We start from the raw sequence: 14,763 nt of genomic DNA, 5'->3' as shown, positions 1-14,763 counted from the left end.
CTTCATTTGTACGAAAAATCAAAATTTTCTTCTGTATTTGGAGAATTTTTAGTAGACATTTGGATAATGTTGTTATACAATAAAGTTAATTAAATTGCTTAAGCTGTTTACGATCAATTCACATATTAAAAAAGTGAACGTGTACGCTCCCTTTTTTAATGTGTGAATTTTTTATACATTTAGCAATTCAATTAATTAATTTTTTGGAGGTTTTCTCTCATGCAACAAGGTACAGTAAAATGGTTTAACTCAGAAAAAGGTTTCGGTTTCATCGAAGTTGAAGGCGGTAACGATGTATTCGTACACTTCTCAGCTATCCAAGGCGAAGGTTTCAAAACTTTAGACGAAGGTCAAAAAGTTGAATTCGACGTTGAAGAAGGCAACCGTGGCCCACAAGCTACTAACGTAACAAAACTTTAATTCTAAGGAATTAAGTTCACATAGTTAGTTGCAAGAAGCATACTCTATCGGGTATGCTTCTTTTTATAGTTTCATAACGATAAAAAACAGCTGTGCCGAAACTTAGACTTCGGCACAGCCATTTCTATTTCCAAGCCTATTCATCTTTCGTACGTTTCCTGAATAATTCCCAAACTTCATTTGCCAATTTTGAACCTCAATAATGTTTGTCATCATTTGTTCCTCCTTGGTTTCGTTGTTACCTTTAATTTAAGGGAGAATGGAAATGACAGCATTATTTTGAGGGTGAATTGTCGCAAATTGAAGGTGTTTGGTGTTAAAATTCGATGAATTGCACGGGCTATTTCCCAGGAAATCTATATTCCGACAATTTCTTATAGCTCCGTAAGTTTTGTGCGTGATAATGGTACTTATGATTTGTTTGTACCTTAAAGGGATAAGCTGTAACTGTTGCAGGTCCACGTAATGATTTCCCTTGCTTTATGTAAATTGACGATATAGGACCGGTGACAGCGGAAAAACCTGAAATGGTGCAATTGCTTCTCTAGTTCACTCAACGTGTGCTCTCAATTAATATAATTATATTATTATTCCCCTTTTTTCCTTCTAGAAACTTACAATATAAGAGAAAGCTATTACTCGGATTCCTCCAAGCAATAGCTTCCCTAAATTTACTTATAAAATTTCCGCTAAACGTTTAATACCCTCTTCAATAATTTCAGGTGTTGCATTTGTATAGTTTAGACGCAGTGTATTAACTGATTCTTTATTCGTATAAAATGGATTTCCCGGCACGAATGCTACTTTTTTCTCCATCGCTTCCGAAAACTTATCAAGCGCATTTACGCCTTCCGGAAGAGTTACCCATACAAACATACCGCCTTCAGGTTTTGTATATTTCACATATGGCGGGAAGTACTTTTCCATTGCAGCCAGCATCGCATCTGCTTGCGTTTTGTAGAGCGCTATAATTTTCTCAACATGCGCTTCATACTCATTTGTCGTTAAATACTGCTGCAAAATGTATTGTGCGAAAATGTTTGTATGTAAATCCGTTGCCTGCTTCGCTGTTTCGACATGATTTAGAAGTTCATGATTTTTCGTCAAAATATAACCTAGGCGCATACCCGGTGTAACCGTTTTTGAAAATGAACCTAATACGACACTGTTTGTCATCTTCCCAGCTGCGATATATGGCAAGTGTTCCCCAGTAAAACGAAGCTCACCGTATGGATCATCCTCGATAAAAATGACATCTTGATCTTTTACCGCTTCAAATACTTCTTCACGGCGCTCTTTCGTATACGTTAACCCAGTAGGATTTTGGAAATTCGGAACTGTGTATACCATTTTCACATTCGGCTGTTTTAGTGCATCCTTCAACTGTTCTACATTCAGTCCTTCTGTTTCCAGTGTTACACCGTAGAAACTTGGTTCACGTAATGTAAATGCCTGGATCGCTCCTAAATAACCGGGCTCCTCAATAACAACCCCGTCCCCTTTGTTCAGCAGAACTTTGGAAATAAGCTCTAATGCTTGCTGGGATCCTGTCGTAATTAGTACATCATCTGCTTTATAATTTAAGTTCGATTGCTTGTTATTATATTTTTCTGCAATATACTGACGTAGCGGCAAATAACCTTGCGTCGTAGAATATTGAAATACCTTTGCACCATTTGCATCAATCGCATCATTTACCGACTGCTTTAACTCATCAATTGGAAATGAGATTGGATTTGGCAAGCCTCCCGCAAATGAAATGACGTCGTATGCATCCGTTACCTTTAAAATATTTCGGATGAATGATGATGGTGTTTTTAAAATGCTATCAGAATATTGCATAATAGACTCTCTTCCTTTTTGTAATTTTCAAAATTTTATCACTTTTTAAACGAATAAACAATAAGCATGTACCATTTAAGAAGATACATGCTTATTGCTAGTAAGTTAATGACATGAAACTGTCATTCTGAATAATTACTTTAACAGAACTTATGCCAGCTTTCGCTTTCTTCCTACTAATAAATAATATAACGGAATACAGACAAGAATTAGCGGAATCATCGATACGAAGATTGTACGGTATGTTGTATAAGGTTCAATCATCCCTAAAATAAATGGTCCGACACCTAATCCTAAGTCGTACAAAATGAAGTATGTGGATGTTGCTAAGCCAAATCGATGTGGCTCCGTTACTTTAACTGCAATCGTTTGGGCAATGGAATTGAAGTTCCCGTAGCCAAAGCCAATAAGGACAGCTGCAAGTAACAACATCCAGCCTGCTGATGCCTGACTGAATAGCAACATTCCAATCGCGAAAACGGCAATACATGGATACACAATAATATTCGGACCACGCACATCCATCAATTTCCCGGTAAATGGACGAGAAATAATGACAACCCCCGCATAGGCTAAGAAAAAGTAGCTTGCCGCTTCCACTAAATTGATTTCTCTTGCATAAAACGTAATGAACGTCATAACTCCCGAGTACGCAAAGCCAATTAATAAGGCAATAAATGAAATCGGAAGCGCTTTTGGTTCAATGAATTTTTCCAGAAACGAAAGCTTTTCTTCCTGATTTCCACTTTGTTTATTCGGTTGTGGTAAGGAAATTTTAACAAAGAAATAAGCGATTAGTAATATAAGCGAAAGCGCAGTGTTCATATAAAAAATAACATTAAAGCCATTTTCAAGCTTCAGCATAAACATGCCGACAAACGGCCCTATTGCTGTCGCCAAAATAGCGCTTAAGCTAAAGTATCCAATCCCTTCCCCTTTACGTGATGCGGGTAAAATCATAGCAACAATCGTACCTGTAGCTGTTCCGACCGTTCCGACAGCTATCCCTTGTAATAAGCGGATAATCAATAAATAAACAACGCCCCATTCCATTAAATAAAGTGTTGTTGTTACGAAAAATATAATAAGACCAATTAAAAGCATCTTCTGTGGTCCGATACTGCCGATGAGACGTCCCGCCCCTATTCGGCCAATCAATGATCCGATAATAAAAATACTTGAAACAAGTCCTGCAATACTTGTAGAAACTTGATACGTGTCTACTGCATAACTTGAAATGGTCACCATTAGCAGGAAGAATATTAAGATTGCTATAAAGTTAATGATCGATACAATGATAAAATCCTTCGTCCAGATTGGCTCTTTTGTTCCCTTCATTCTAGCCCTTCTTTCAATATTTTCTCCATATCAGACAGTGCTTTTTTGAAAAGCTCCTGTTGTTCGTCTGACAGGTTGTTTAATAGCTGATTTTGTAGAAATTTAATTTCCGGGGAAATATTTTTATACAATCTTTCTCCTTTTTCAGTCAAACTTATATATTTTTCCCGTCTGTCATTGCCTTGTTTCATTTGAATAAGCTCTTGTTTCGTCAATGTCTTAACATTTGCGGAAACAGTCGGCTTCTCAACATCCCAATATTTCGCAATCTGGCTCATTGTTGCCAGCTCTTCATTCGCCAAATAATGCATTAAAGACCAGTTGGCATTAGACAGTTCATGCACTGCCAATATATTAGTAAGACGCTGCGTATATCGTTTATGAAAACGGTGCAATTGTAAAAAGAAAGTCATAATTATATTACCTCCCTATTTCTGCTAAAATGGTTAGTTAACCTAACTAATTAAATAAAAATCTGCTTCATTTGTCAATCTTTTTTTACTGGACCAGTTGAATTTGACAAAAAATAGAGTGCTAAATTGGTTTGGAAGGCTGATAAATTAGGTTATGCAAATACTCGAAAAAATAGAGAAAGTAATTCCGTTTTATTTGGGAAAATAAATGGAAAATTACCGGTAACCCCTACCTTACTTTGAACTAAAAAACACGCTTTATAGCCTTTAAGACTACAAGCGTGTTTATCCATGCTAAAAGAATATTAATAATAAAATACCAACTAAAAAGCAGTAATACGTGAAGTAATGCAGCTTTCCGTTTTTCATAATACCCATGAACCAGCGCATGGCGAAATATGTCATAAACAATGTCGCAAGGAATGTAACTGTATACGGAAGGGCTAAATCCATTTTGTTTGGCTCATCGAGGAAGTCTGTAAACCCTAAAACGACACCGCCTAAACTCACCGGAATATACAGCATGAATGAGAAACGCAGTGCTGTTTCCTGTTTCATTCCGACAGCGATTGCCGAAATAATTGTCGCACCCGATCGGCTAATCCCCGGTGTTAATGCAACTGCCTGCCCAAAACCTACTAATAAGGCATCCTTTGCTGATAAATCCCCGTCGCGTTTCGTTCCGCGTAAATTACGAATTAACCATAAGGCAATCCCTGTCACGAACAGCATAATCGCGATTGTCGTCATGCTCACGCTGTCTGCAATAACATCGCTTAGCAAAACCCCTAAAACACCTGCTGGAATCGAGCCGATAATGACGTAAAGCGCAAAATTAAAGTCTTTACGGTATCGCGCATTACGTGTTTTAATAAACAGTAAAAATCCAGTAATTAACCGAATAATATCTTCACGGTAAATAAACATAATTGCAATCAATGATGCCGTATTCGTTAGGATTGCGAATGTAAAGCCCTGTTCGCCCATTCCCAGAATTTCACTTACAATCATGACATGCCCACTTGATGACACCGGAATCGGTTCAGTTAAACCTTGAACAATACCGATAATAAAATGCTTTAACACTAAAATCAAATCAAAATTTTCCATTTGTATCTCCTAAAAAAGTAGTCCTCTTCGGTTAGACGCATTAAGGCGGCTAAATGTTCACTTCTTTACGATAATACTGTTCTCCGATGTGTGCAAGCGCTTTTGGTAATGTTCCGTCCGTTACTAGAAATAAGTGACGTGTCGCACGTGAAGCAATTGTATACAGTAAATACGCATCCATATCTTCCCTGTATATATGGGCATTGGCATCCGCTACAAGAACTGTTGTAAACTCAAAGCCTTTCGCCATATAGCCGGGCATGATAAGCAGCCCCTTCATATATACCTTCTGTTCTTCTGTAACGAGCTGAAGCTGTGGAAGAAGCGGTTTTAATTCGTTGTATAATTGTTCACATGCCAGCTTATTTTTGCATAAAATGACGAAGCTTTCTTCTTCTTTATAATGCAAGCCGACAAGCTGGGCAATTGTTTTGCGCACTGTATTCGTTTCGATAATTTGTGGCTTATCCCCTGATACACCAAGCGATTCGGTTGTCTTGTTGTTTAAAATCGCACTCATAAAATCGGTAATTTCATTTGTCGAGCGATACGATTTATTTAACTCGACTGCTTTAAAGTGCTTGGACAATGGACCTGCAAGTGAGTCCTTCATTTGCGGATGCACGACCTGGTTTTTATCCCCCAGCAATGTGTAATGCGCTTTTGGATGCATTGCTTTAATCGTCAGCAACTGCAAATACGAATAGTCCTGAATTTCATCAATGACAATATGTTTAATCGTATTATCTGTATACAAGCCTTTTACAACAGCTTGCATATACATGATTGGTGCCAAATCTTCGTAATATAATATGCGTTGTTTCAGCGTTTCAGTCGTTGCAGCCTGAATCATTTGTGTTTTTAAATTATCATTTTGGTATGTTAACGTATGCAGATACATTTTATTTAAATTTACAAACCCTAGCTGATGAATCGCACTTTCAAGTTTGCCGTACCTTTTTTGAAGCTTTTCATTTGCCTGCTGCTCGATTTCCTTATCTGTCCCGATATACGTATTGACTGACTTTAATTCCTTCATCAATACTTTGCGGTCTTTTGTTTTTTCCTGCTCTATTTTTTCCAGCAGTACTGTACGGATTTTTTTCAAGCGGAAATCAATATCCAATGCGCCGAACTTGTCATAAAACAGATCCGTCAGTTTCTTGGCGGAAACGAACAGCTTTCCTTCAACTTTTAAATTATAAAACGGCATGCCGCTCTTCTTTAGACTTTCAATATACTTCAGCAGCTGCTTTACGTATGCATGCGAACCTTTAAATGCATAGTGCTCGCGTTCCTCTTTGCTCGCCTTTTGAAGACGTTCAATATTTTCGTAGCTTGATTCTGCTTTATAATAAGATAACTTTAAATCGCGCAACAAACGGTAATACGTCGTATGTTGAACATTATCCTCACCGAGCTCCGGCAGCACGTTCGAAATGTAGTCATTGAACAAATCGGACGGTGAAATAAGCAGAATACTGCGTGCATTCATTGTTTGGCGGTACTCATACAGTAAATAAGCAATTCGCTGCATCGCAACAGATGTCTTCCCGCTGCCAGGCGGTCCGAGTACGATTAAATTATCTTTATTCGAAGAACGAATGACGATATTCTGATCACTTTGGATCGTTGCGACAATCGATTTCATCTTTTCTTTTGCCGTATCCGACAGCAGGCTTTGCAGCACTTCATCGCCTACATATATATCCGCGTCCAACACTTGCAACAGTTCATCGTACTTTACTTTATACTGACGGCGGCCTTGAATCGTAACCGAAATGTATTCTCCGTCCGGAATTTGATAGCGTGCTTTTCCGACTTTATTTTCATAAAAAAGGCTTGAAATTGGTGCACGCCAGTCATAAATCAGCACATCATCCGTTTTTGGTTCGCGGAATGTTGATAAGCCAATATATAAATGTTCCCGCTCGCCTTCTTCATTTTCAATTGAAATACGCCCGAAATACGGACTTTTATATAAAATTTGCATTTTGCTCAATTGTTCGCTGGCATTCAGATACTCCCGTTCGCGCAATTGCATCGTTTGCAGCATTTGCGAAAACTGAATGGCACTTTCCCCTGAAACATCGTTAAACTCCGAAGATGCTTGTGAGCGTTCCTCAACAATGTCTCCTTTTTGCTTTTTTAAATGATTGGACTGAATCTTTATTTGTTGTTTTAGAAGAGCACTAATTTCTTTTAAGTGTGTTTCTTCCTGTTGCCATATCGTTTGTTCCACTATTGGTTCGCCTCCAAATGCTCCGGAAGTAAAATCTTCTCTTTACATAAATATTCATGGTACTTCAAAATGACGTTGGATTCAATTGAAACTATTTTCCGTTTCCTCGTCATTACAAAATTTAACAATTCTATTATAGCATCTTCCTAACTTTAAATTATGATGATTAAAGAAATTTATTATACGCCAATTTATATTCATGAATTTTCTGAGGGGTAATGAGGCGTTTGCCGAAGAAATAAAAAAGAAGCTTCCATATATTAATGGAGGCTCCTAATGGTTATTGCATATCAACTGCTTGTTTTGATAATGTTTTTGTCATTTCGCAATATTGAACGAATACTCGTGCAAGTTCGCGCAGGCGGTTGTGCACATCTTCATCGATAATTTTATTTTCTTTATCAAAGTGATCCGCATGTGTGTATACATAGTTTGGTGTAACTAGGCAGCGGAAGTAATCAAGAATCGGGCGCAATTGGTTTTCCAATACTAAATGATGCTGGTATGTTCCGCCATTGCCGATAATAGCTGCCGGCTTGTAACGTAACGCTTTTGGTGGAATCATATCGAAGGCATTTTTCAGTACGCCTGGGATCGATGCCTGGAAAATCGGTGATGCGAAAATGTAAGCATCTGCTTCTTCAAATTTTTGTATCATTTTTTTCATATCATCATTTAGCGGACTGCCGTCTAAAATTTGATGCTGTAATTTTGAGAAGTATAAAATCTCTAATTCTAGCGAAGGGTTGAAAGCTTGAATATATTGTTGAACCTGTTCCAAAAGAACGCCGGTTTTACGACCAAAAATGGTTCCATCGACAAGTAATATTTTCATAAATGTTCCTCCATGTAAATCATTGTACTCATATTGTATCAGAATAACATTCCTTTTTAATAGGTAGTTGCTTAGTAAAGTTTAATTTCAGTCTTTCGTCTTACATTGTTATATCGGGAAAGGGATTTCAATAATTCCCCAACTAAAAGTGAGGATTGTTAAGCCTTATTTACCCCGCTCTTCATTTTTCCGATTTCCCTCTACTTCCTCAATATTTACTGGCGGCAATGTGTCTTCCTTGTATTTATCCCAGTTAAAGGTCACTTCTTCTTCTGCTAAAGCTTCTCTCTTTTCAATCATGGGCATTTGCATTTCCAGCAGTTCATCTGATAAGTAAATCGCCACATTTTGCTCTTTCCCGTGAAGTGCAATTACTTTCATTGCCAATGCTATTTGTGTTGCTGGTATGGAATGCATCTTTTTCAGCGGTCCGAATAAAATCGGATTAAGTATCTTTAATACTTTATCGCCAATCGTTTCTCCTAGACGGAATTCTTGGCGATTCCCTGTAATGAGTGATGGACGTACGATGGATAGTCGAGGGAAATCCATTTTAATAAGTTCTGCCTCCAATTTTCCCTTTACCTTACTATAATAAGCAAGTGCCTTTTCATTTGCTCCCATTGCAGAAATAACAATAAAATGGCCGATCCCGCGGTTTTTTGCAATAGCTGCAATCGTTAGCGGATACTCAAAATCGACCTTTTCAAACTGCTGCTTTGAACCCGCTTTTTTCATCGTCGTTCCTAAACAACAAAATACTTCATGAGCAAATTCAATATCCTTGTCGGCAATCTGATCAAATTCACACAGCTTTACAACTAACTTCGGGTGCGTAAAATCAAGCGGTCTTCTCGAAATGACATTGACTGCAGCATACTCCTCACTCTCGCATAGTAACTTCACAAGCGAAGAACCGACCAATCCTGTTGCACCTACGACCAACGCCGAGCGCATCGTTTTCATATGTTTCCTCTTTTCTTTATTTTGATGTATGTATATGTAGAAAACTCTCTCATTCATAATTTCGGCAATTCCACCATATTTTATAGAGATAGTGGAAAGGATGGGATTTACGTGCAAAAAAGAAAAATTATATGGATTATCGAGCATTGTGAGATTAAAGGAACTTATCCTTTTGAGCGTGCAGTAACATTGGCAAATCTGTTGCAGGAAGAAGAGGTCGTTCTCTTTGTGAAAACTGCAAACGAACAGCTTCTTGATAAATTGGCCCAAACAGGCTTAAATATTGTAAAGTTTGAACGTTTTATCGAACTCAAAAAGAAAATTCGTGAATTGGAACCTCATTTAATCATCCATGAAGGCAAAGATACCCAAGTTGAACAAATTGAAATGATTAAACCGTTTTGCCCGACGATTGTTCATTTTGATGATTTTGGCATGGGTGCACAGCTTAGCGACTGTCATATCGTTTCGTTGTTTGGTGAATCCCATGAAGAGACCCATACACATGAGCTTGCCGGCAGCTATGCGTTTGCCGTAACGCCAAATTTAGAAAAAGTCGCACATCAAATCCTTGAAAAACCCGATAGCTCAATTAAAGATTCACTTCCGCATATTGTTGTCGCATTTGAAGATGGGGATAGCAACAACCTGACTTACCGTACTTTACGCCACTTAACCCAACTTCAAATTCCCTTAAAGATTTCAGTTGCGATTGATGATGACTATCATCATGACATCGATAGTCTAAAAATGATGGCGTTAAGCCGGAAAAATACCGTCATCGTTCAAAAACCTGATGCCCTGCTCGAGTTGATGCCGCAAGCAGACTTGATTATTTGCAATGCCAACTATACGCCATATAAAGTGGCGGCAGCAGGAATTCCTTGTATTACAACGGCCCAACAGGATAATGAACTGAATTATGCATTTACACGCGAGATGAACGGCTTTATCCATATCGGGTTAGGTCGAAAAATGAAGCAGTCCATTATTCAAAATGCCGTAATGGAGCTCTTGCTTCATGAGCAGCGCCGTGAACGTGCTGTCCGAAAGCAGCGCAGTCTTGAAATTTTGACAAACAATGATATTCTTAAAAACCTGCTGCTCGATTTAGCTTATGCCCGTCATAATATGGCACATATTTAACTTAAAAAGTTAGGCTTTCCCCATCACATAAATGTATGCATTATGTTACAATATGAAAAGATTAATTTCCGAAAATAAAGGAGTAATTAATAATGCAAACAAAAGACCAGCTTCAGCAGGAAATCGCCGAATTAAAGAATGATTACATCAATCTTCAAGGCGATATGGAAAAGCTAGAATCACTTGGCCATGCAGACTCAGTAAAACAAGCGCTCGCACGCCTTGAAAATATGGAAGCACGGCTAGCAGAACTAAACAAACAGCTCGCAGCACTTTAATGTTGCGGGTTTTTTAATGGATAAAATTTTTTATAAACAAGAATCTAGTTGATTGGAGTGTAGGCGGCGAGTGCAACTGCCGGCTCCGCCTTTCGTTGCAGAGCGAAGCGGAGTCAAAGAAGTCACTCAAAGCTTCCTGGTGGAAAAGCGTGACGCCTGAGACGTTCGTGTCAGGCCACGCCCCCGGAAAGCGTCCGCCGAAACGGAAATCAACGTTATTAGTAGGAAACACTAAAACACTCGGAGGATTATATATGGCAATATTAACTGTTGAAAATTTAGGTCATTCATTTGGTGACCGTACGTTATTTAAAGAGGTTTCATTCCGTCTTGTTGAAGGCGATCATATCGGACTTGTTGGTGCAAACGGTGTTGGGAAATCGACATTGATGAGCATCATTACAGGGCAAGCAATTCACGATGAAGGAAAAGTGGAGTGGTTGCCTGGCACACATTACGGTTATTTAGATCAGCATACGGTTTTAACAGCCGGCCGTTCTATGCGTGATGCATTACGTGACGCGTTTGCACCTTTATATAAGAAGGAAGAGCGTTTAAATGAAATTTCAGTTGAGTTAGGCGAACCTGATGCAGATTACGACAGCCTATTGGAAGAAATGTCTGAAATCCAGGATGCATTGGATGCTGGTGACTTCTATAGCCTTGATATGAAAATTGATGAGATCGCTCGTGGCTTAGGATTGGATGCAATTGGTCTGGAGCGCGATGTTGCCGCATTATCTGGTGGTCAGCGTACAAAAGTTTTACTTGCTAAACTTTTACTTGAAAAACCAAAAGTATTATTACTGGATGAGCCGACGAACTATCTTGATGAAGAACATGTTACTTGGCTGAAAAATTATTTAAAAAACTATCCGTATGCATTCCTGTTAATTTCGCATGATACGGAATTTATGAATAATGTTGTTGATGTAATTCTACATTTAGAGTTCACGAAAATGACGCGTTACACTGCGACATATGAAAAGTTTATCGAGCTTGCGGAAATCAATAAGCGCCAGCATATAGATGCATATGAAAAACAGCAGGAATTTATTAAGCAGCAGGAAGATTTCATTGCGCGCAACAAAGCACGTTACTCAACAAGCGGCCGTGCAAAATCACGTGCGAAACAGCTGGACCGTATGGAGCGTATCGATCGCCCGGAAACTGCCGTAAAACCGGAGTTCAGCTTTAAAGAAGCGCGTACACCTGGCCGTTATATAGTGGAAGCAGAAAACTTAGTAATTGGCTATGATAAAGAAAAACCATTATTGCCGCCACTTACATTCCAAATCGAACGTGGTGAAAAAATTGCATTAGTCGGCATGAACGGTGTCGGGAAATCGACTTTACTGAAAACAATGTTAGGCAAAGTTCAACCGTTGGATGGTAAAGTGATTTTAGGCGACTATCTGGAGCCGTCATACTTCGAACAAGAAGTAAAAGCAGATAAAATCACACCGATCGATGATGTGTGGAATGCGTTCCCTTCTATGGAACAAGCACAAGTTCGTGCAGCATTGGCACGTGCTGGTCTGAAAACAGACCATATTACTCGTCCGCTGAATTCTCTTTCTGGTGGTGAGCAGGCTAAAGTACGTCTTTGCAAGCTGATGATGGATCAAACAAACTGGCTGATCTTTGACGAACCTACAAACCACTTGGACGTTGATGCGAAAGAAGAGCTTAAACGCGCCATGAAGGACTTCAAAGGTACAATCGTTCTAGTATCGCATGAGCCGGAGTTCTATGAAGGTTTAGCGACAAAAGTGTGGAACGTGCAAGACTGGTTTACGACTCGTGAAACGAAGGAATTAAACGAATTTAAATAGTTTTTAATGAAGCAGTGCACTCTTTTTTTAGGAGTGCGCTGTTTTTTTTAGTGCGTTAGAAGAATTATGGCAAATATTTGAAAATCCTATGCAAATTTTAGAATTTTCCGTTAATATATTAGCGCTTCGCAAGGATTTTTTAGTATAGCTGAAGAATATATAAATTGTTCGAGCACTTATTTAAAAACTGCCATACTTATTGGAACAAATGCTGTTTTATTGGGTAATCGCAGTCAACCTCTTTATTCGAGAAAAAATTTTTAAATAGTAAGTTCTATATAGAATATTTCAAGAATATATTAAAAAGTCGCGGTCTTTTAGAGCACTCCCACTACATATTAGAATAATTTCCTGTTCAAAACTAACCGCGCCCAGCAGGTCCCCTCCCTCTTCTAGTTTCTACTTTACAAAACTGTAATATTAAATTAGAAACTTTTTATAGTTTTATACGTATAAATTATTAGAAGAATGGGTAAACAGTTAAAGGGAAACATATAATAAACTTATTGCATTATAAATAGCTTACTGGTAAGATATTATTATAAGTAAATGTCTTACAACTAAGCTATCACCAAATTATTGATTATGGGAAAGCGAGGAAATTAATTATGACAGTAACAATCTATACACAATCGAGCTGTTCCTCATCACGAAAAGCATTGAAATGGCTAAACGAAAATAATATTACTTATACTGAAAAAAGAACAACATCTCAATCTTTGACTTTAGCAGAGTTTAAACATATTTTAAGTATGACAGAAGATGGTACGGATGAAATTATTGCGACAAACTCGAATGATTTCAAAAACCTGGACATTGATATTGACCAGTTATCCATTCAAGAACTGTACAACTTAATACAGCAGCATCCTCGTATGTTGCGCAGCCCTATTTTACTTGATGAAAAACGCATTCAGATCGGCTATAACGAAATGGACATTCGTCGTTTCATCCCTCGTAAAGTGCGTGCATTTGAATTAAATGCCCTCCAGAAATTAGCCGTAGAATAGTGATAACATTTGGAGTTGACACTGATGAATGAGCATAAACGCGAGCAGTTAACCGAACTTTTTGAAAAGATGACATCGTTGGAACGCAAAATTGCTAATCAATGGAACAGTCAAAATCAGTTAGGCTTCTCGAAATCACATATTTTAATTTTAGCTTACTTGCATACAGATGGCCCCAAGCGCCCTTCTGCCATTGCAGAAAAGCTGAAAGTGACTACAGGTGGCGTGACGGTTTTGACGACGAAGCTCATTAAGGCGGGGCTCATTGAAAAAACACAAAATGAAACGGATCGCCGCGCTTCGCAAATTCATATTACCGAAGCAGGAATCGAAGTGCTCGAACGCTCTCAACAGCAAGTAGACAATCTTTTCGAAAACCTGTTCGGCATGTTAACAGAAGATGAAATTAAAACTTTAACGGCAATTTTTGATAAATGTACGAAGTTATAGAACACATGAGCAGCATATGCTCATGTGTTCTTTTGTTTGGCTTCTGCTAATCGTGTTTTACTTTATTCGCCGATTTTAGTGTGATAATCGCCGCTTCTTCTTTCGTATTCGCCACAACTGCCTCTGTATTCTCCACTTTCAAAGAAAAAATAGCCACTTTAAAATAATATTCGCCACTTCCTGATATATTGGCCACTTTTATTTTTTATTCGCCATTCATAGACGGAAAAAAAGCCATGGCAACTTTCTGCCATAGCTTTCGTCCTATAATTTACTAAGCCAATACTGCTTCTGCGACACCATTGTCGGATAATAAAATTTCTTTCAAGCGTGCTTTTGCGCGGAACAGACGAGATTTTACAGTACCGATTGATACTTTCATCAGCTCGGAAATTTCAGCTAGTGAGAATTGGTCCACATAGAAATACCATAATGTTTTTTGGTAAATGCTATCAAGCTGGCCCATTTTCTCTTGGACGATTTTTGTGATTTCTGTTTTTTCCACAAGCTCTTCTGTCGTAAAATCATTGTTGGGAACCAAATCTAAAATCGGCACGTCTAATTGTTCAGGTTGATTGATCATGTATTTACTGCGACGTACATTTTTGCGATAGCGGTCGCGGAATGTATTCATCGTAATTGTTGTAAGCCATGCTTTTACATGGTCTACTTTTGATACTGATTCTTCATAGCGTACAACTTTTACCCAAACTTCTTGCATTAAATCTTCTGCTTCGTTTTGATTGCGTGTAAGCTTTAAGCAAAGATGGTAAATGTAGCGGTTGTATTCATCATAAATAGTCGTTAATAATTCATTCATTTGAAAGTCCTCCGATAGATTTTATATGAAGTGCGCCCTTGGCATAGTTACATCGTAT

General features: G+C 38.3%; 14 protein-coding genes and 1 pseudogene. 6 read left to right on the top strand and 9 right to left on the bottom strand.

Annotated elements, in window-relative coordinates; genetic code table 11:
* Positions 1–219 precede the first annotated feature (219 nt).
* The gene (locus AC6CH1_RS00140) at positions 220–420 is read left to right on the top strand and encodes a cold-shock protein (RefSeq protein ID WP_008404655.1); all 201 of its coding nucleotides are present in this window, start codon (positions 220–222) and stop codon (positions 418–420) included.
* Positions 421–851: 431 nt separating this feature from the next.
* Here AC6CH1_RS00140 and AC6CH1_RS00135 read toward each other — a convergent pair.
* The 8 genes and pseudogenes from AC6CH1_RS00135 to AC6CH1_RS00100 all read right to left on the bottom strand — a co-directional run.
* Positions 852–980, bottom strand: a pseudogene (locus AC6CH1_RS00135) (LytTR family DNA-binding domain-containing protein); the annotation flags it as partial.
* Between the two features lie 115 nt (positions 981–1,095).
* A complete protein-coding gene (locus tag AC6CH1_RS00130; protein WP_498315893.1) occupies positions 1,096–2,262 on the bottom strand; it encodes an aminotransferase-like domain-containing protein in 1,167 nt (388 codons plus the stop codon).
* 150 nt (positions 2,263–2,412) lie between these two features.
* Positions 2,413–3,600, bottom strand: coding sequence for an MFS transporter (locus tag AC6CH1_RS00125; protein ID WP_498315891.1), 1,188 nt, complete (start codon positions 3,598–3,600; stop codon positions 2,413–2,415).
* A complete protein-coding gene (locus AC6CH1_RS00120) occupies positions 3,597–4,013 on the bottom strand; it encodes a MarR family winged helix-turn-helix transcriptional regulator (protein ID WP_498315890.1) in 417 nt (138 codons plus the stop codon). Before AC6CH1_RS00120 ends, AC6CH1_RS00125 begins: the two co-directional genes overlap by 4 nt.
* 294 nt (positions 4,014–4,307) lie before the next feature.
* A complete protein-coding gene (locus tag AC6CH1_RS00115) occupies positions 4,308–5,123 on the bottom strand; it encodes an undecaprenyl-diphosphate phosphatase (RefSeq protein WP_251689963.1) in 816 nt (271 codons plus the stop codon).
* Between the two features lie 49 nt (positions 5,124–5,172).
* Complete coding sequence (helD, locus tag AC6CH1_RS00110) at positions 5,173–7,365, bottom strand: RNA polymerase recycling motor HelD (RefSeq protein ID WP_498315889.1); 2,193 nt, start codon at positions 7,363–7,365, stop codon at positions 5,173–5,175.
* A 280-nt stretch (positions 7,366–7,645) separates the two neighbouring features.
* Positions 7,646–8,200: an NADPH-dependent FMN reductase gene (locus AC6CH1_RS00105; RefSeq protein WP_008404666.1), complete on the bottom strand. Its 555-nt coding sequence runs from the start codon at positions 8,198–8,200 to the stop codon at positions 7,646–7,648.
* Between the two features lie 165 nt (positions 8,201–8,365).
* Entirely contained in the window at positions 8,366–9,166 is an 801-nt protein-coding gene (locus AC6CH1_RS00100) for an NAD(P)H-binding protein (RefSeq protein ID WP_498315887.1), read from the bottom strand.
* Between the two features lie 111 nt (positions 9,167–9,277).
* Between AC6CH1_RS00100 and AC6CH1_RS00095 the strand changes: the two genes are divergently transcribed.
* The 5 genes from AC6CH1_RS00095 (at position 9,278) to AC6CH1_RS00075 (ending at position 13,885) form a co-directional block, all read left to right on the top strand.
* Positions 9,278–10,312: a PseG/SpsG family protein gene (locus AC6CH1_RS00095; protein WP_251689966.1), complete on the top strand. Its 1,035-nt coding sequence runs from the start codon at positions 9,278–9,280 to the stop codon at positions 10,310–10,312.
* Positions 10,313–10,404: 92 nt separating this feature from the next.
* Positions 10,405–10,590 carry an SE1832 family protein gene (locus tag AC6CH1_RS00090; RefSeq protein WP_251689967.1) on the top strand — a complete coding sequence of 62 codons (186 nt, stop codon included), beginning with the start codon at positions 10,405–10,407 and terminating at the stop codon, positions 10,588–10,590.
* A 254-nt stretch (positions 10,591–10,844) separates the two neighbouring features.
* Entirely contained in the window at positions 10,845–12,425 is a 1,581-nt protein-coding gene (locus tag AC6CH1_RS00085; protein WP_427711537.1) for an ABC-F family ATP-binding cassette domain-containing protein, read from the top strand.
* Between the two features lie 608 nt (positions 12,426–13,033).
* Positions 13,034–13,435, top strand: coding sequence for a transcriptional regulator SpxA (spxA, locus tag AC6CH1_RS00080; protein WP_008404676.1), 402 nt, complete (start codon positions 13,034–13,036; stop codon positions 13,433–13,435).
* Between the two features lie 24 nt (positions 13,436–13,459).
* Entirely contained in the window at positions 13,460–13,885 is a 426-nt protein-coding gene (locus AC6CH1_RS00075) for a MarR family winged helix-turn-helix transcriptional regulator (protein WP_251689969.1), read from the top strand.
* A gap of 274 nt (positions 13,886–14,159) precedes the next feature.
* On the opposite strand, the gene AC6CH1_RS00070 is transcribed toward AC6CH1_RS00075, so the two are convergent.
* Positions 14,160–14,705: an RNA polymerase sigma factor gene (locus AC6CH1_RS00070; protein WP_498315884.1), complete on the bottom strand. Its 546-nt coding sequence runs from the start codon at positions 14,703–14,705 to the stop codon at positions 14,160–14,162.
* Positions 14,706–14,763: the final 58 nt, after the last annotated feature.

The organism is Solibacillus sp. GQ1 (assembly GCF_059758555.1).
The sequence above is the reverse complement of the archived record's forward strand: the minus strand, read 5'-3'. Positions and strand labels throughout refer to the sequence as shown.